Origin of the sequence: Dysgonomonas sp. 521 (assembly GCF_010501055.1) — a bacterium.
Taxonomy (GTDB): domain Bacteria; phylum Bacteroidota; class Bacteroidia; order Bacteroidales; family Dysgonomonadaceae; genus Dysgonomonas.
Window position 1 is genome coordinate 1 of record NZ_QVMO01000011.1, and the last position, 18326, is coordinate 18326.

An 18326-nucleotide genomic window follows, 5' to 3' on the forward strand; every position below is an offset into this window, starting at 1 on the left:
AATTTACATTACCGACCCTCGGAGAGAGCCGGAAACTATCCCGGTAGCCTGTACCTACAGGTTATCCATGAGAGGAGGGCACGCAAAATCACCCTCTCTTATAAAATTTACAAGGAAGAATGGGATAGCACAAACAAGGCAATCATTACGGATAATCCCAACCGGGATAGCTACCTGTCCCAAGCCCGTTGCGGCATCGAAGAAGAAACAAGCCGTTTGAAAGCCATCATTCATGAACTTGAAAGCAAAAACGGCTACTTCGAAGTGGAGGAGATTACCGATGTATACCATTCCAGCCGCATGGAAGAATCGGGCGAACACAGCCTGAAGAAACTCGTCTCCCGCCTGAGCCGCAACCTAAGCAGATCGGGACAGGAGCGCACCGCCCGCGCTTACGGAAGCAGCCTGCGAAGCCTGCTATTGTTCCTCAACAAGACCGATATCCCTATCTCCTGGCTGAGCCCCTCATTGGTGAAGAATTACGAGCGCCATCTGAAGAACCAGGGTAAAGCCCCCAATACCATCTCCTTCTATATGCGCAACCTAAGAAGTATCTACAACAAGGCCATAACAAAAGGATTGGTAACCAAACCCGACCAAAACCTTTTCTCAGGAGTGTATACCGGCGTGCAGAAGACCCATAAACGAGCTCTTTCACGTAACCAGATACAAGCCCTGTACAATGTAGTACTGTCGGGAACCAAAGACCGTACCCGCCTGGAAACCTGCCGCCGGCTGTTCTTCTTCTGCCTGTATGCCCGCGGAATGAGCTTTGTGGATATGGCATACCTCAGGAAGAATAACCTCAGGAATGGCATCATCCGCTACTACCGCAAAAAGACTGGACAACTATTGGAGATAAAGATAACCCCGGCCATGCAGGAGATTATCGACTACTTCTCCCCAATGGTAAAGGCAAGCCCCTATGTCTTCCCCGTAATTGACAACAACAGCCGCAAACCACACCGCACCCAATACGAAACAGGCCTTACCACCCAGAACCGCCTGCTAAAAGAACTGGCCAGGCTGGCAGGGACAGGTGTAAATCTCTCCACCCATATGGCGCGCCACAGCTGGGCTACCCTGGCTAAAGAAGAGAACCTGCCCCTGTGGGTGATCAGCGAAGGGCTGGGGCATAACAACGAACGGACCACCTATATCTATCTCTCACGCCTGGAACGCTCCATCCTGGACAAAGCCAACGACAGGATATACCAGGCCTTGTGCCGGAAGAATAAACAGCCGGAGAAAAACGGAAGAAAAATAATTAACAGCAAAAAGGTGCGAAATACAGAAATTTTGATACCTTTGTATCGTCGGTAATTACAAGAACCCGTATTCTGTCACTTGCTAANGGAAGAAAAATAATTAACAGCAAAAAGGTGCGAAATACAGAAATTTTGATACCTTTGTATCGTCGGTAATGAGAATGTTTCCCTATCTGTCACTTAGTAAGTGACAAATTGAAAACAAACAGGCCTTCACCAAACAGAACAAATCCTGTATACTTCCACTACAAAATCCCAGCATAATTCTTACAGTTTTTATTTTTCCGGAGAAAAGTATATGTATGATTTTATCTTTGTAAAAGGCAAATAACGTCCCCGGACACCGTTTGAGCGGTAAAACCCAGTTATTAACATATAAATAATCCTGTCCGGCAGCATAAAGCCGGATGGTAAACCTTGTTGTTGTCTTAATAGCAGGAAGAGTGCGAGCCTTTCCGCAAGTTTTCTTAATACCATCCATTAAACATCTGTGTGTTAGGTTGTTTCCCTAATATTGCCCTTATTATATATAAAATACTCTAACAGGGTATATTACATTCATGCTTTGTAAGCATACTCTTGTTTTCCGGATTTTACTCCAATTTTTGCCATGTCTCTATCTTGTTGATAATAAATAGCTTATATCCATACTTGCAATCCTGTTTGTCACTTACTAAGTGACAGATGGGGAAACACGCTGATAACCAGCAAGGAAAGGCTATCCGGACATACTCAAACCGTGATAAAGCAACATATCAACCTTAAGACAAAATATTATATAAATTTTGTGTCGGGCGGTAGTTCGCCCGGTTGTTTTCATGGCCACGGGTTGCTTGCGGTAAGCGGCCGTGGCCTAAAACACCCCACCCGGCCTCCCCAAAAGGGAGGAGTCGCGATGCGGGCTACAGACAATTACATATTAGTATGCAATCAATCATATATCCTCACCCTCTTCCTCATCCTTTGGAGAGGGTCGGGGAGAGGTGGCTATTTCATCATTCCATCTCTTTGTCTCCTTCCCTTTTTGGGGAGGTGGGAGAGGATGGCCAATAATATCCGGGGAGGCGATATTACCGTCTTGTTGTCTTTAACAATGTTGTCTTATTTGTCTTCACTTATTCCTCCCGCCGCTTGCGAAAGTAGTTGGGCGGAGCCTCCCCGTAACACACCCCTTCCTGCCTCCCCCGATAGGGGAGGTAGCGCGAGGTGGTCAAACCACCCAGCCCCTGCAAGCGGTCAATACAAATCAAATTTAAATATAATAAACAGAGCCTCTGCTTCTCCCTCTCCTGTGGAGAGGGTTACAGTGAGGTGTATTATTCATCTTTCCATCTCTCCGGTCTCCTCCCCATTTGGGGGAGGCCGGGAGGGGGTGGCTTAAAAATTACTTTTATGAAATCAACCTGCACAAATCTGAGTAAGCGAAGGCTATTGCCGTTGCTGCTTTTTGCAATGCTGCTTTTCAGTTCCGGGCTGCACGCCCAGATAACCATTGGAGAAGGCGAAGAACCTGTTGACGGCGCTTTGCTTCAACTCAAAGACAAGCCGAATGTCACCGGCAAAAGTGTGAATGCGACCAAAGGGCTGGGCATGCCCCGCGTAGAACTAACCAGTGAAACCGACCTTTTCCCGATGTACCCTAACGATGCTACTTACACAGCGGTGAAAGCGACCGAAGACCCCAAACATGCGGGGCTGATGGTCTACAACCTGAGTACTACCGCCCCTTTCACCGAGGGAGTGTATATATGGAACGGCGCCAAGTGGCTACCCGTAGGTTCGGGTGGCGGCGGAGGTACATCTGACACCTTCTGGTATGGGGTAGGCACCACCGCTGCCCATACCTCCAATACCGACCCATCGTACCTCGATGCCGAAGTGGTGATAGGTGGTACCGATATAGCTACCGTGAATGGGAAAGATGCAAGCCTGAGCGTATATGGCGACGGGGCGTATATAGAGGGGCAGATCTGGCTTACAGGCAAGGCTACCGTAGGCTCGGCCACTGCTACCCGCACAGGCTCGCTGCTCGACCTGAAAGAAAATAACACAGCGGGCAAAGTGGTGAACGCCACCAAAGGGCTGGGCATGCCCCGCGTGAACCTGACCAGCGAAACCGACCTCTTCCCGATGTATACGAGCAATGGCTCGGGAGGATATACAGGAGCCACAAAGAGTACGGAAGATCCTAAACATGCGGGATTGTTGGTCTATAATTTGAACGACAGCAACCCTTTTGTAGAAGGCTTATATATTTGGGATGGCGAAAAATGGCAACAGGCGGGGACGGGGATTGCAGGGCCGTATTGCCCTTCGCCCAAGATTGCTTCGCCATTGTCAGACGTAACTATCAACTGCTATGACGACAACAAAGTAACCCTCATAGTAGAACTACTACCCAATATAAGTCAGGACAATCCAGATTACTCATGGTTTGATGAGAACGACAATCCTGTTGCTCTAGCTTATGGTTCAGGAAATTATCAATTTGTTGTCGATAAGGATATCCATGATGGGAAATCCTTTTATTGTAAGATAACCAACGATTGCGGGAAATCGGTTACTTCCTACAAATTTACTCTGAACGTACTTGATAATCCTATTATTTTACCTCCAGGCTATGAAATTGGAGCATCATTTACGGGTCGTACTTGTTTCGATATTAATCGCAGCAACTTTGGTGACTTCTGCGGGCTTGAAGCCTTACGAATTACCACGGCAGTCAATTTTAAAATTTTAGGTGGAGTTCCTTACACCTTTACAGCCCCTACAACCGGTACTGTACAAAACCTCCGTTTTGTTGTGGTAGACGAAGAAGGTTGTGTTTCAAGTTACGATGCGGGCGATATTCCGGGTACGATGGCCAACAGCTCTACATCTACCCTTACCGTGTTTTACAAAACTACTCTTAACGATGACAACAGTAGCCCCCTGATAGTAGGACGGACTAGCGACACAGCAGCCAAAGTGCATCTTTATGCTATCTACAACTATAATGGCACGGATGTATCCATTCCGCTTACTGCAACTATACAGGATTGCACCTGCTGTATGGGGGTGCCAGCGCTGCAATCGGAGTATGTGCAGCTTAAACAATTTCCTGGTAGTGACGTTTCCCCCGCTGCGGGAAACTTTGTTGCTACAGGTCAGAATATATGTATTGCTAGAGAAGATAGCTCTACTAAAGCCACATGGGGTGGAGCCATGGGGGCATGTCAAAGCGGTATTTTAGGTGACAGTTCTATTGGTTGGCGTCTTCCCAATCTGGCCGAATTATTATTGATGCTCGCACTAGGTAACGATCTGGAAACTACTTTGGGAGCTGCTCCAGGAACAACTAATATGAATACTGGCAACTATATGTATTGGAGTGCAAGTGAGAATCAAGCCTCTCAGGCTTGGGTTAGTAGAGGATCAGATGGCTACACTAGTGGAGCTAGTAAGACTACTTCATCGTATGGTTACCGTTGTGTTAAAACCTATTGATTAGTTACCGGCGCTCACTCTGGTGCAAGTATAAGATGTGTAAAAATTTATTAAGAATTATCCCGCAGGCGGTTGGTTCCACCTGCGGGAACATGTAGGGGCGACTTGCCGGTCGCCCGATGTTCAGCGCGTGTGGAAACAATGATGGATGTGGGAATAATAAAATACCATTATTACCGGGCGACCAGCGGGTCGCCCCTACGATTTGTGGGTAAATGCTATTACGGTTGCGGATCGAAATAACAATCGTCCTGCCAGCGGGTGGGATTGTTGATAATATAATCTGTAATATTGTCGAATGCGGTTTGGTTGCGGATAATGTGGTCGTGGAAACTGCGCTGCCATACGGGCGCTCCCGGCAAATTACGTAAACAATTGATACGGGCGGTTACCATTGATTTGTAACCGCCAATGATTGCACCCACCGAATTGGATTTCGGTCCCGTAGGGGCGACCTGCCGGTCGCCCGTTGATATTGATATATTGTTTTGTTCTATGTTGTTTTCGGGCGACCGGCAAGTCACGGGCGACCAGCAAGTCGCCCCTACGGTCATAAAAAATAAATAAAATTATCTATATATGACAGTTACGAGTTATTTCGCCCTGCGGGCAGTAACAAGTTACAATTTTATAAAAAAGTCACTTTTGTCACTTTTTTATATTAAACAGTTGCTTATGAGGGTATTACGATTTTTTGTATATGTCACTTTTTGGATAGGCTGTCACCTTTCGGCACAAGAGGTGCAGTTGCAGGCGCCTGCATTGGCAGGCAAGGAAGCCAAGCTCTATTACTTTTCCGGGGCAAAGGTGGATTCGCTGCATTCGGCGGTCGATGCTTCGGGCAAGGCAGCCTTTACTATCCTCGCTAAGGATTACCGGGGCATGGCCGCACTGGTCGTTCCCGGGGCGGGCGGCGTGGAACTGGTAGTAGCCGAGCCGTCTGTCACGGTAGAGTGCATTAGTAATCAGTTGAATACTGAAATGGCAACTTTCCCTGACTCCACAGAAAACTCCTTCCTCAAACATATCTTTACAAACCAAAGCCGCTATATGCAACAGCAGGCTTGGCTACAGGCAGGCAACGGGCTATTCGATGCCGGTTCGCCTGTCCTGTTGGCTATTCAGCCTGAGTTGGAGAAAGTGGAAACATCTATGCAGGCTCTGGACAAAGAGATAGCCGCCTCAAAGCTCTATGCAGCGCGCTATTTCCGTGTGTCGGACTATCTCAACCGCCTGTTTGCCGCCGAGCAACGCAGCGATAAGGCAGCCTTGGCCTCACTGCGCCGCGAGATGGAAGAAGAACTGGATATCGTGGCGCTGTACACATCGGGGCAGCTCTGGAATGCAGTGGTAAACCTCTACCTTTCGCTTTTCAACAGGGCGGGCAACGACGACAAACAGCAGCAATATGCAAGCTCTGTCCTTACCACCCTGCAACGTCTTCCTGCTCCCTGCTACGAGGCCTTTCTGGCAGGCTGTATCACCGAGACCGAGCGGTTTGGCTGGCGTGAGGCGCAGGACAGCATATTGTCAGGGATATTTGCCCGCCATCCGGGATTTTCCTCTTCCATAACCGGCCTTCAGCGTTCCATCGGGGCATACCTTGTCAAGGAGGGCAAATCGATGCCGCCCGTCCTCGGATTGGAGGCGACCGGCGGGGACTATAATAAGATGCTGCTTGTTTTTTACGACTCGGATTGCAATGTCTGTGTCAACGAGATGTATCGCCTGATAGCCCTGTATCCGGTATTGCATGACGGGGGCGTGCGTGTGGTTTCCATCTCTGCCGATACCGACAGCAAGCGTTATGAGGCATACAGCAGGAAGCTTCCGTGGAAAGACAAGTTGTGCGACTTTGAGGGTTTTAGCGGCGATAACTTTGCCAATTATAATGTGATAGGTACGCCTTGTTTTGTTCTGCTGGAGAGAGATAACCAGTTGTCGGGGATGTTTTATTCGGTTGCCGAGTTGGAGGAAAAGATAAGAGGAAAGAATTAAGAATATTCAGTAACTGTTTAAATTTTATACGAATATTTTATTATACCTTTTTCTTCGTTCATTTTTAGTCTGTTTTCGGCTGTTTTTTACTTTCTCTCAACTCAACCAACGGTCACAGGAGCGAAGCGTATGTAAATAGCCCGCTATTATCGTTTCAAGAAAGAAAAAAACATCTCTAAAACATCTCTAAAACATCTCTAAAAATTTGAACGAATAAAATTTAAACAGTTACTCAGATACAAAATAAGAAGGAATAAGCTAAGTGAAGATTAGGAAACAGGATAGCAATAGCAGTCTACGACATTCCCTTGTTTATCAACCATAAATTTGGTAAAATTCTATTTAATCGCTTCTCCCCAAAAGCCCTTGCTGTTGGATTTTAGATGTTTATACAGAGGGTAAGATTCCGTTTGTTAAAATCGGTAAGAAGGTGTTGTATAAGCAGAAAGAGATTGCAAGTATATTGGATAAAATAAACTGCAAAATTATAATAAAAAGAGGACGGAAATTACTTTCCGCCATCTTATTTGTTTTCACAACGGAATAATCCTTATTGTGATTAGCTTTCAAATATTTAACAAATATACTTCTGTTAGTGTTAAAATCCAAATGTTTTTATTAAATTGGTCGAAACAAACATGAATTTGGGATTATGAGCAAGAAAGTATTAGGATTAGATCTCGGTACAAACTCAATAGGATGGGCTTTAGTAAACTACATAGAAAGTATTCGGGAGAACCAGTTTCAACCTTCTAATATTATTGACATCGGCAGTCGTATAATACCTATGGACGCTGCTGCGTTAAGTGATTTTGATAATGGTAATTTAAAAACACAAACCGCAGAACGAACAAGATATCGGAGTGTCCGCCGTCTTCATGAACGGTACTTATTGCGTCGCGAACGCCTGCATAGAGTGTTATATATTTTAGGATTTTTGCCGGAGCATTATGCTAAGTGTATTGACTTTGAGAAAAATACGGGCAAATTCTTATCCGATTCGGAGCCTAAAATTGCCTATTCTCTGAACGATGAAACAGATAGATATGAATTCTATTTTAAAGAATCGTTTGTAGAGATGATACAAGACTTTGTCAAATATCAACCTGAACTTGTAAAGGACGGTAAAAAAGTACCTTATGACTGGACTATTTATTATTTGAGAAAAAAGGCCTTATCGGAACAAATATCAAAAGAAGAATTGGCTTGGTTGATCCTGCATTTCAACCAAAAAAGAGGTTATTATCAGCAAAGAGGAGAAGAGGAAGATATAAACGAGGCTAAAGAATACCAAAAACTGCATGTGGTAAGTGTAGAGGATTCGGGAGATAAGAAAGGAGATGCTATATGGTACAACGTGCTTCTGGAGAATGGAGATACTTACAAGAAATTGAGTAGGATACCTCTCGATTGGATAGGCAAAACAAAAGAGTTTATTGTTACATCTAAGGTTGATAAGGATAACAATGAAAAGCGAACTTATAGTATCCCAACCGATGGAGACTGGACATTAATAAAGAAACGGACCGAGAAAGAAATAGAAGAATCGTATAAAACAGTTGGTTCTTATATCTATGATACATTATTAGCTAATCCAAATCAGAAGATAAAAGGGAAGCTTATTCAAACTATAGAACGCAGATTTTATCGAAAAGAACTCAATCAGATATTAAATAAGCAGAGAGAGTTCCATCCCGAATTGAATAATCAGGGTCTATATAATCTTTGTATTACGGATTTATATAAAAGTAATAACGCTTATCGTAACAGCATACAAAACAAAGACTTTGTATATCTTTTCATTGATGATATTATCTTTTATCAACGTCCGCTTAAGAGTAAGAAATCATTGATTGAAAATTGCCAATATGAATACAGGACATATAAAAATCCTAAAACGGGCGAGCCTGAAAAGGAGTATCTGAAATGTATATCCAAATCGCATCCATTATTCGAAGAATTCAGATTATGGCAATTTCTGAAAAATGTGAGAATTATCAGAAGGGATGATAGTATGGATGTTACTAATCTGTATTTGCCTGATGAAGACAGTTATGTTGCATTGTTTGATAAATTGAAGGAAAAGAAAGAAGTAGTAGAGAAGTCTTTTTTATCATTAATCAAAGGTGCTAAACTTAAGGATACAGAGTATACTTGGAACTATGGGGATCGTTCATTGCCGATGTGCCCTACACACGCCGAATTTATAAATCGCCTTAAACATCTTAACCTGGATGATAATTTCCTCATGCCCCAAATAGAAGAGCATCTGTGGCATATTTTATATTCTGTAAGCGATAAACAGGAATTGGAGCAGGCACTAAAATCTTTTGCTCTAAAATATGAAATAGAGAACCTTGATGAATTTGTCGCAGAGTTAAAAAAAATTAAACCCTTCGATAAAGACTATGCTTCATATTCGTCAAAAGCGATAAAAAAACTACTTCCACTGATGCGAATAGGAAATCATTGGGAGGAGAACACAATTGAAAAAAAGACAAAAGAGCGTATCAATAAAATTATAGATGGAGAATATTGTGAAACCATAAACGAGATTACCCGAGAAAAAGTGAAGAAAGAGCTGGGCGAAGAATTAAGTTTATCTCTCTTCAGGGGATTACCGCTTTGGTTGGCTTGTTATGTGGTATATAACCGGCACTCTGAGGCAGGTGAAACAACTAAATGGGAATCGCCGGAAGATATAGATAAGTTTTTGGAAGCGTTTAAACAGCATTCTCTTCGCAATCCGGTAGTAGAGCAAATTGTAACAGAAACTCTGCGAGTGGTACGCGATATTTGGGTAAAACACGGTAACTTATTTGAAATACATATAGAATTAGGGCGTGAGATGAGGAACCCTGCAAAGAAACGACAGGAGATAACCCGCAGGAATCTGGAAAATGAGAATACAAACCAACGTATAAAGGCATTATTATCTGAGTTGAAGAATGAAGGGAACGACGTACGTCCCGAGTCATTATCCCAACAGGAACGCCTCAAAATATACGAAGAAGGGGTATTGGGGTCAGATATTGAAATACCGGAAGACATTGTGAAAATTACCCGACAGAAACAGCCCACACAGTCCGAAATTATTCGCTATAAGTGTTGGTTGGAACAAGGATATTGTTCGCCATATACAGGGAAACCTATCCCGTTGGGGCGGTTGTTCACTAGTGAATATGATATAGAACACATAATTCCGCAAGCCCGTTATTATGATGATTCGTTTAGCAATAAAATAATTTGCGAAAGCGCCGTCAATAAAGATAAAAGCAGCATGCTGGCTTGTGAATATATCAGATTGCAGGGAGGGAAAAATATTCAACTTGGTAATGGTAAACAGGTCACAGTTCTTTCTTTTGAGGAATATGAGGATTTTGTCAAGCGTAATTTTAAGAATTCTTCTCTAAAAAAGAAGAAACTGCTGATGGATGAAATACCGGACTATTTTATCGAACGGCAAATGAATGATACACGATATATAAGCCGTTATATAAAAGGATTGTTATCGAATATTGTCAGGGAAGAAAACGAACAGGAAGCTACATCCAAAAATATTATATCAGTTACAGGCGTAGCAACATCGAAATTAAAAGAAGATTGGGGGCTTAATGATATATGGAATAAAATTGTTACTCCTCGTTTCGAGAGGCTTAATGAATTGACTAAGTCCAACAACTATGGACATTGGGTAGACAAACAGACTTTCAGAATTCAAGTGCCTGAAGCGAATCAGAGAGGATTCAGCAAAAAGCGTATCGACCACCGCCATCATGCGATGGATGCTCTCGTTATAGCATGTGCGACCCGCTCACATGTCAATTATCTGAATAATCAGTCTGCCAAATTATCGGATAAAGAAACCCGTTATGATTTGAAAATGAAATTATGCTCAAAAAATAAACAGGGTAAATGGTTGTTTGATAAACCCTGGGAAACTTTTACGCAGGATACGCAGGAGGCTCTGGCTAATATAATTATCAGCTTTAAACAAAATCAGCGTATAATTAATAAATCAACCAATAAATATCAGAAATACGAAGATGGCGTTAAGAAATTGGTTTCGCAAACAAGTGGTGATAATTGGGCTATTCGTAAACCATTGCATAAAGAAACTGTCTATGGAAGAGTGAATTTGCAATTAAAGAAAACAGTTACCTTGCCTATCGCTCTAGATAATTGGAGAATGATTATTGATAAGGAGATTCGTGATAAGATAAAACTACTGTTTGATGAAAGATTCGATAAAAAACAGATTCTGGCCTATTTCAAGAAAATCGGGAATCGATATAATCAGAAAGATATATCAAAGATTGAAGTATATTATTTTAGCGATGAAAAAGAGCCTTTAGTCGCAACGCGTAAGACGTTGGATAGCAGCTTTACCGTTAAAAATATAAATGCGGTCACAGACTCAGGCATCCGGCAAATATTATTGCGCCATCTCGAAAAATATCAAGGAAAGACAGAGGATGCCTTCTCGCCTGACGGTATCGAAGATATGAATACGAATATTCGATTTCTGAACAATGGAAAATTTCATAAACCGATTTATAAAGTAAGGGTGCCAGAAACTTTAGGTAATAAATTCCAAGTAGGTTATCGGGGAAACAAAAAGGCGAAATATGTAGAGGCAGCGCAAGGAACAAATTTATTCTTTGCTGTTTATCAGTCGGGTGAAGGTAAACGTAGTTTTGATACCATTCCATTAAATATCGTTATTGAAAATCTTAAGCGGGGAGAAAATGCGGTTCCTCCAGCAAATGAAAAAGGAGACAGATTACTATTTACCCTTTCACCTAACGATTTGGTATATGTTCCTACTGAAGAGCAACGGGAAAGCAAGATTGGCATAGGGGATATAGAAAAGAATAAAAATAGAATATATAAAATGGTTTCAGCTACGGGTAGTCAATGTTTTTTTATTCCTTATTATATTGCGTCGGCTATCATTCCTACAACTGAATTAGGTACAAATAATAAAGCTCAAAGAGCTTGGACTGGTGAAATGATAAAAGAAATATGCTTGAAAATAGAAATAGGTAGATTAGGACATATTGTAAATATAGCTTATGATTAAAAAGACACTATATTTTGGCAATCCTGCATATTTAAGTATGTCAAATATGCAAATGATTGTAAAACTACCAGAAGTAGAAAATGCAGAAGTACCGGATTCTTTTAAAGAGCGTTCTAAAGCAAGTATCCCGATAGAAGATATCGGAGTGGTTATTCTTGACAATAAACGGATAACTATAACACATGGGTTGATAGAAAAACTATTAGAAAATAATGTAGCTCTCGTAACTTGTGATTCTGCACGAATGCCAGTGGGCTTGATGCTTCCTTTGTGTGGGCATTCTACTCAGACCGAGCATTTTCGTGAACAGATAGAGGCTACCCAACCTCTCAAGAAACAACTTTGGCAACAAACAGTCAAAGCGAAAATAAAAAATCAGGCTACTCTTTTAGAATCAACAAGAGAAATTGATTCAACCCCGATGTTCAAATGGGCTGACAATGTAAAAAGTGGAGATCCAGATAATTATGAAGCACAAGCTGCAGCCTATTTCTGGATGAATATTTTTCCTGAAATCCCTGATTTTCGGCGTCATAGAGAAGGGATACCTCCTAATAACTTGTTAAATTATGGTTATACTATTTTACGGGCAGTCATTGCCCGTGCTATTGTCTCGTCAGGAATGCTACCATCATTAGGTATTTTTCATAGAAATAAATACAATGCCTATTGTTTGGCTGACGATATTATGGAGCCTTATCGTTCGGTCGTAGATAAGGTTGTAATTGACATAGTTAGTACTGGGATTGATATATCAGAATTGAATCTTGAATTGAAACAAGTGCTTTTATCTATTCCAGCTCAGGATGTATTAATGAATGGTAAACGTCGCCCTTTATTGGTTGCTGCATCACAAACTGCGGCAAGTTTATACAAATGTTTTTCGGGGGAATTTCGCAAAATTGTATACCCTGATATAATTATCTGATTGTAAATGAGCTTATCCAGACTAAATGAATACAGAATTATGTGGGTAATGGTATTTTTTGATTTACCAACTGAAACCAAGAAAGAGCGAAAAATGTATGCAGATTTTCGTAAAAAACTCATACAAGATGGTTTCACAATGTTTCAATTTTCAATTTACTTGCGTCATTGTGTTAGTAGGGAGAATGCAGCCGTACACATTACCAGAGTAAAGAAAAGTTTACCACCAAAAGGTTATGTTGGAATTCTAAGTATTACTGATAAGCAATTTGAGGCAATGGAGCTCTTTTATGAAAAAAAGGAAAAAAATATAACTACTCCATATCAGCAATTGGAGTTATTTTAGAAAACAAAGAATCGGGAAAATTACCGATTCTTTGTTTGGATATACACATTTTCTTCAAGTCTAAATTTTGTTGTAATCGTTTGATATATAGCACTAATATTGAGGGTATGCTGTATATCCTCACGCTAATATACTAATTTGAAAGCTAATCACAACTGGTGGTACAGCTACAACAGATAGAAAAAGCTGTATATCCTCACGCTAATATACTAATTTGAAAGCTAATCACAACTCTCTGTGCTTCGTTCACATCAATGCTAGGCTGTATATCCTCACGCTAATATACTAATTTGAAAGCTAATCACAACCACCAAGACATCACAGAGCGTATCAACACGCTGTATATCCTCACGCTAATATACTAATTTGAAAGCTAATCACAACAAAGTGCGGAAACATGCGAATCTTTAACATGCTGTATATCCTCACGCTAATATACTAATTTGAAAGCTAATCACAACTTACCACTTCTTGAAACACAACTTCTTGACGCTGTATATCCTCACGCTAATATACTAATTTGAAAGCTAATCACAACTTTTTTCAACTTCGGGTTCTTCGACATCTTGCTGTATATCCTCACGCTAATATACTAATTTGAAAGCTAATCACAACGCCCTGGCTACCTTATCTTCGATACGTTCAGCTGTATATCCTCACGCTAATATACTAATTTGAAAGCTAATCACAACTCGCAGGTTTAAAGGCATTCCCATACGGCGGCTGTATATCCTCACGCTAATATACTAATTTGAAAGCTAATCACAACCACTCTATCGCTACTTTCTGCCAATTCTGCGCTGTATATCCTCACGCTAATATACTAATTTGAAAGCTAATCACAACAAAAGCATTATATGATAAAAAAATTGATACGCTGTATATCCTCACGCTAATATACTAATTTGAAAGCTAATCACAACTCTCTGAATTCGCATTCTCTGCACAGTTTAGCTGTATATCCTCACGCTAATATACTAATTTGAAAGCTAATCACAACCCATTGATTACGATCATACCCGGCGCAACAGCTGTATATCCTCACGCTAATATACTAATTTGAAAGCTAATCACAACGGTCGTCGGTCAGTGCATGTTTTTTACTAGCTGTATTTCAGCAACCGTTTGGGGCTATTTTTCGTTGTGGAGATCTATTATCTCGTCCTTGAGTATATGTTGATGTCTGTTGTCGGACAAATCCAGTTCCTTTATTGTTCGATATTTGAGGTTTCCTTTGTGCCTTACAACAAAAAATACATGGTTGCTGTCCCAGATATTCAGAAGATGAAAATCGTTGTAAAATCGGTCGGCAACAATAACATTTTTTCGATATAATTCAAACAGGCTCTTAATATCCCGCGGTAAAACGTTGGCGGGGAAATTTGTGGTTTTCTATCTCATCTGTTACCGCCACGGCAAGATCTTCTACCGATAAAACCGATTCGCCGTTCTTGTCGAATATCGGTTCGTCTGTACCCAGGCGGTATTTGCCTGTCCGTCCTGTCTTGATTCCCTGATGCATGTTGATGGCGGGAGAGAACATTGTCCAGTCCAGTCCGGTTTCTTTTTTGAGTACATCCAGATAATCCCTAGCGGCGGTTGCTCCCGCTTTGATGCTTTCGGGAAAGTCTTCCCCGTCTACTATTTGTTTCCCGTCGATGTAAAGGCTTCCGGCTCCGCCGATAATGATATAACGTTTTACGCCCGCTTCTTTTACGGCTTCCTGTATGGCTTCCGAACCTTTCATAAAGTCATTGTAGATATTGGGGTTAGTCCATCCGGGGTTGAACGCGCTTAGTACGATATCGTTGCCTTTCAGTGCCTCAGCCAGTGCTTTGGTGTCTGTTACATCAAGGGCTATGGTTTTAGGATTTCCGTCTTTTACGGGAATTTTGTCTACCGAGCGGGCGAATGCTGTTACTTCATAACCTCTGTTGATTAATTCTGCTAATAGGTGTGAGCCAACAAAACCTGTTGCTCCGATCAATGCTACTTTCTTCATGATTTCTCTTTTTTATTAATGTATTTATTCTGTATACTTATTTATTACAGTTTTGAGTAAAAAAATATCAACTGAACCTGTTGCTGAAATCAGCTAACGTCTGTCCCGACAACTGCCGTACCATTATGTTTTCAGCTTCAAGATTCAACTTGTTCAGGTGCTCGTTTATCTGCTTGCCTACAGGACATTGGGGGTTGGGCGAGGCCAGTTCATTTCCCAGTATAGTGTGCGAACTGACGGTCTTATATACATCCGATAGATAAATTTCAGCCGCCGGCCTTGCAAGCATACATCCTCCGTGCTTCCCTTCCTTGCTTATAACAATCCCATGCTTGCGAAGGTTCGATAGTTCTTTTCTTACCAGCACAGGATTTATATTCATGCTCCCTGCCAGGTAATCGGAGGCAAGCAGTTTGTCCGGATTTTTAGCCAGAAGCACCAGTATATGTATTGATATGGCAAATCTGCGGTCGTTCATACTGTAATATTTATTATTACAGTACAAAGGTAAATAAAAAATAATGATATGACAAAAGGAAAATGAGAAAAATTTATTATAACAATTCCATTAGGAAATAAAGCACGTTAAACTCAAAATAGCACCTCACTTATATCAGCACATACACAATCTTCTTTGTCTTAAAGTATTCTTCTTCGAAGTACATGGACAAATCGTCTGCTTCGGCAGTTTTCTTAAATGGCTGTAGCTCGCTGTCCAGATTACCGCCTTTGAGGCAGATCAGGCCATTGGGCAGGGCGTTGCGCTGCTCCTTCGATATGTTTTTACGGATGATTTTTACAAGGTCGGGTAGGGGCATCACAGCGCGGCTTACTACAAAGTCGAACTTTTCTTTGACTTCTTCGGCGCGGCAATGACGCAATTGTATGTTCTCCAGCCCTATAGCGTTGGATACTTCTGTGGCTACCCGTATTTTCTTGCCAATGCTGTCTACCAGCAGGAAGTTGCACTTAGGGAAAAGTATAGCGAGAGGCACTCCCGGAAAGCCTCCGCCTGTGCCCACGTCCATTATCTGCGTGCCGTCTGTAAACTGTATCAGCTTAGCGATAGCCAGCGAATGGAGTACATGGTGCGTGTACAGGTTCTCAATATCCTTACGGGAGATCACGTTTATTTTTGAGTTCCAGTCGGCGTATAGTTCATACAGGGCGGCAAACTGCTCTTTTTGTTTTTCGCTTATATTGGGGAAGTATTTCAGAATTATATCCATTATTTACCTGATAAAGATGAGATAGGAGAATCCTCTTTTAATATCGGAGACAGCTCGCTAAATGTGAATGCTACTTTTATCGCCCCTAATGACGGTGCAGAGTATTCTCCCTGATTGAAGAGGTAGGTTATCCCTTTGCTGTCGATGGCGAAGTTGTTGTTGGAAGCAATGTCTTCAATACCCCAGTATCCGAATTCGAGAAGGTCTTCAGCCTTTTTTACGTTGTTCTGGGCTACGATCTTATCTGTCAGCATCGTGTTGAGAAGCTTTTTGTATTCAGGGATGAAGATGTCTTTTTCGGCAACTGTATTACCGGTTTTCAGGTCTATAATTACATTTTTGTAGAAGGTCGATGAATTGGCACCGCCTTTGAAGTCCATAGACGATGTCTGGTAAGATATGATCCCATCCTGATCGAACAAAACTTCGGAGTTTAGAGTCTTGTAGAATGAGAAATAGTCATCGGTTTCTTCCGAGGTTGCCCAATCGGGGAACTGTACTTTGGCGGCCTCTTTATAGTTGGCTATATAATCCGTGATAAATTTATCCACGGCATTAGCGGGGCTCAGGTCTTCGTACGATTCCTCTTCCAACAAGGCGTAGTTAAATTCCCTTTGTATCCTTGTCAGGATAGTGGTGTCTGAATATTGGGACGGGAATATATATCTGATCTTTACCGAACAGGAAGGTTTGGTAGAATCATTTTCCAGATGGTATATTTTAGATACCGTTATCGAATCATATACAATATTGTTTGGCGCATCGGCTTTTTTGTTTTCACAAGCTGAGAATGCTACCAAAAATAATACGAATATACTGACCTGTGTATATATGAATTTCATACGGACATTGTTTATGTTTTGCTAATGTTCTGTTTGTCTCTGACTATACCGGTCAGAATCGCTTATCTTGTACCTTGTTGTTTTTTATAAATGCAAATATACGATAAAAAGAGAAAGGACAACCGGGGAATCGTTAATTTTATGAATATAGCAACTTATAAGGTCATGTAAAAGTCATATTCATGAAAATGTAATCGCCTTATTCCTACCTATATAGATTATTGAATTGGTGGCAAAAAGTCATATTAGATAGAAATATGTATGTTTTTTATCTAGCTTTGTAGATGTATGACAATAATACTTCTTGAAAAACTATACATAACTTATGGAGTAATGTCATATTTGTTTATCATTCCTGCAATAGCAGCTTTAGCTATTGGGCTTCCTCCATCTTTTCAGATTTAGCTGCACTGGGTGTAGAGGAAATGAATGAATTGGAGATGAGAGATGTAGATGGGGGAATACTTTTTGAACTTGCTGCTGTTATAGCAATCGCATATGGCGCTTATCAGATTGGATATGCTGTTGGAGAAGCATGTAAAAATGCAGGGCTATAACAAAATACAAAAATTATTTTAAAAATTACGATCATGAAAAACTTAGATTTAACAACATTGAATTTAACAGAGTTAAATGATGAACAATTACAAAAAGTAGAAGGTGGCGCAAAAGAATGGTTATTACATGCCGCAGCGATTTCTTGTATTACACCTGGATTAGGTCCTGTAGCAGGCTTATTTATTCTTGGCGTATATAATGGTTATAATGCTTAATATAATGATATGGAATATAAAAAAATAGCACTAAATATTTTCTGTATCTTTATTATCATTGTAGGAACATATCTTTTAGGTCATGCCGTTGGAGAAGCATGGGCTAATTATGATAAATCAACTAAAGTAGAATCTGAAAAATAAGAGAAAAGCATATTTGGGTGCTTATTATTTAGGACATTATAATGGCAAACATGCAGAAAAATAAATTTCTTTTTTTACAGATTATAGCTTATTTAGGGTGTTTTATTTCCTTTGGAATGATTTATTATGCTATTTTTTACACAAAAAATGCAATAAATACATTACCTTTTTATATGGCATTTATGATAGTCTCAATATCAATAAGTATCATTGCAAAAAAGAAATATT

General features: G+C 41.0%; 13 protein-coding genes and 1 CRISPR repeat array. Of the genes, 8 read left to right on the forward strand and 5 right to left on the reverse strand.

Annotation, left to right across the window (positions count from 1 at the left end):
- Together D0T84_RS05370 and D0T84_RS05375 are read left to right on the forward strand one after the other, a co-directional pair.
- Positions 1 to 1323 (forward strand): site-specific integrase (locus D0T84_RS05370; protein WP_163306762.1); only part of this gene is annotated, 1323 nt, incomplete at its 5' end.
- Between the two features lie 1337 nt (positions 1324 to 2660).
- A complete protein-coding gene (locus D0T84_RS05375; RefSeq protein WP_163306764.1) occupies positions 2661 to 4754 on the forward strand; it encodes a DUF1566 domain-containing protein in 2094 nt (697 codons plus the stop codon).
- A gap of 221 nt (positions 4755 to 4975) precedes the next feature.
- Here D0T84_RS05375 and D0T84_RS05380 read toward each other — a convergent pair whose 3' ends face one another.
- Positions 4976 to 5308 (reverse strand): hypothetical protein, encoded by a 333-nt coding sequence (locus D0T84_RS05380; protein ID WP_163306766.1) that lies wholly within the window; start codon positions 5306 to 5308, stop codon positions 4976 to 4978.
- Between the two features lie 121 nt (positions 5309 to 5429).
- On the opposite strand from D0T84_RS05380, the gene D0T84_RS05385 reads away from it, so the two are divergent.
- The 4 genes from D0T84_RS05385 to cas2 all read left to right on the forward strand — a co-directional run bounded on the left by D0T84_RS05385 (position 5430) and on the right by cas2 (position 13108).
- Entirely contained in the window at positions 5430 to 6752 is a 1323-nt protein-coding gene (locus D0T84_RS05385; RefSeq protein ID WP_163306768.1) for a thioredoxin family protein, read from the forward strand.
- A gap of 652 nt (positions 6753 to 7404) precedes the next feature.
- Positions 7405 to 11835, forward strand: a complete 4431-nt coding sequence (gene cas9, locus D0T84_RS05390) for a type II CRISPR RNA-guided endonuclease Cas9 (RefSeq protein ID WP_163306770.1) — start codon at positions 7405 to 7407, stop codon at positions 11833 to 11835.
- Entirely contained in the window at positions 11828 to 12763 is a 936-nt protein-coding gene (gene cas1 / locus D0T84_RS05395; RefSeq protein WP_163306772.1) for a type II CRISPR-associated endonuclease Cas1, read from the forward strand. Before cas9 ends, cas1 begins: the two co-directional genes overlap by 8 nt.
- A gap of 6 nt (positions 12764 to 12769) precedes the next feature.
- Complete coding sequence (cas2, locus tag D0T84_RS05400) at positions 12770 to 13108, forward strand: CRISPR-associated endonuclease Cas2 (protein WP_163306774.1); 339 nt, start codon at positions 12770 to 12772, stop codon at positions 13106 to 13108.
- A 109-nt stretch (positions 13109 to 13217) separates the two neighbouring features.
- A CRISPR array of direct repeats spans positions 13218 to 14185; the repeat unit is 47 nt; unit sequence GCTGTATATCCTCACGCTAATATACTAATTTGAAAGCTAATCACAAC.
- Positions 14186 to 14456: 271 nt separating this feature from the next.
- Here cas2 and D0T84_RS05405 read toward each other — a convergent pair.
- From D0T84_RS05405 to D0T84_RS05420, 4 genes are all read right to left on the reverse strand, one after another.
- A complete protein-coding gene (locus D0T84_RS05405) occupies positions 14457 to 15110 on the reverse strand; it encodes an NAD(P)-dependent oxidoreductase (RefSeq protein ID WP_163306776.1) in 654 nt (217 codons plus the stop codon).
- Between the two features lie 67 nt (positions 15111 to 15177).
- On the reverse strand, positions 15178 to 15588 hold the full coding sequence (locus tag D0T84_RS05410) for an Rrf2 family transcriptional regulator (RefSeq protein ID WP_163306778.1): 411 nt from the start codon (positions 15586 to 15588) through the stop codon (positions 15178 to 15180).
- 130 nt (positions 15589 to 15718) lie between these two features.
- Positions 15719 to 16339: a 16S rRNA (guanine(527)-N(7))-methyltransferase RsmG gene (gene rsmG, locus D0T84_RS05415; RefSeq protein ID WP_163306780.1), complete on the reverse strand. Its 621-nt coding sequence runs from the start codon at positions 16337 to 16339 to the stop codon at positions 15719 to 15721.
- Entirely contained in the window at positions 16339 to 17181 is an 843-nt protein-coding gene (locus D0T84_RS05420; RefSeq protein ID WP_163306782.1) for an RsiV family protein, read from the reverse strand. Before D0T84_RS05420 ends, rsmG begins: the two co-directional genes overlap by 1 nt.
- Positions 17182 to 17771: 590 nt before the next feature.
- Between D0T84_RS05420 and D0T84_RS05425 the strand changes: the two genes are divergently transcribed.
- Positions 17772 to 17954 (forward strand): bacteriocin, encoded by a 183-nt coding sequence (locus tag D0T84_RS05425; protein WP_163306784.1) that lies wholly within the window; start codon positions 17772 to 17774, stop codon positions 17952 to 17954.
- Between the two features lie 9 nt (positions 17955 to 17963).
- A complete protein-coding gene (locus D0T84_RS22825) occupies positions 17964 to 18098 on the forward strand; it encodes a hypothetical protein (protein ID WP_255495221.1) in 135 nt (44 codons plus the stop codon).
- Positions 18099 to 18326: the final 228 nt, after the last annotated feature.

Bases quoted from the DNA above. Each gene is read 5' to 3' on its own strand.
- cas2 (WP_163306774.1), top strand. From the start codon at position 12,770: ATGAGCTTATCCAGACTAAATGAATACAGAATTATGTGGGTAATGGTA.
- cas1 (WP_163306772.1), top strand. From the start codon at position 11,828: ATGATTAAAAAGACACTATATTTTGGCAATCCTGCATATTTAAGTATG.
- D0T84_RS22825 (WP_255495221.1), top strand. From the start codon at position 17,964: ATGGAATATAAAAAAATAGCACTAAATATTTTCTGTATCTTTATTATC.
- D0T84_RS05380 (WP_163306766.1), bottom strand. From the start codon at position 5,308: ATGACCGTAGGGGCGACTTGCTGGTCGCCCGTGACTTGCCGGTCGCCC.
- cas9 (WP_163306770.1), top strand. From the start codon at position 7,405: ATGAGCAAGAAAGTATTAGGATTAGATCTCGGTACAAACTCAATAGGA.
- D0T84_RS05410 (WP_163306778.1), bottom strand. From the start codon at position 15,588: ATGAACGACCGCAGATTTGCCATATCAATACATATACTGGTGCTTCTG.
- D0T84_RS05420 (WP_163306782.1), bottom strand. From the start codon at position 17,181: ATGAAATTCATATATACACAGGTCAGTATATTCGTATTATTTTTGGTA.
- D0T84_RS05405 (WP_163306776.1), bottom strand. From the start codon at position 15,110: ATGAAGAAAGTAGCATTGATCGGAGCAACAGGTTTTGTTGGCTCACAC.
- rsmG (WP_163306780.1), bottom strand. From the start codon at position 16,339: ATGGATATAATTCTGAAATACTTCCCCAATATAAGCGAAAAACAAAAA.
- D0T84_RS05375 (WP_163306764.1), top strand. From the start codon at position 2,661: ATGAAATCAACCTGCACAAATCTGAGTAAGCGAAGGCTATTGCCGTTG.
- D0T84_RS05425 (WP_163306784.1), top strand. From the start codon at position 17,772: ATGAAAAACTTAGATTTAACAACATTGAATTTAACAGAGTTAAATGAT.
- D0T84_RS05385 (WP_163306768.1), top strand. From the start codon at position 5,430: ATGAGGGTATTACGATTTTTTGTATATGTCACTTTTTGGATAGGCTGT.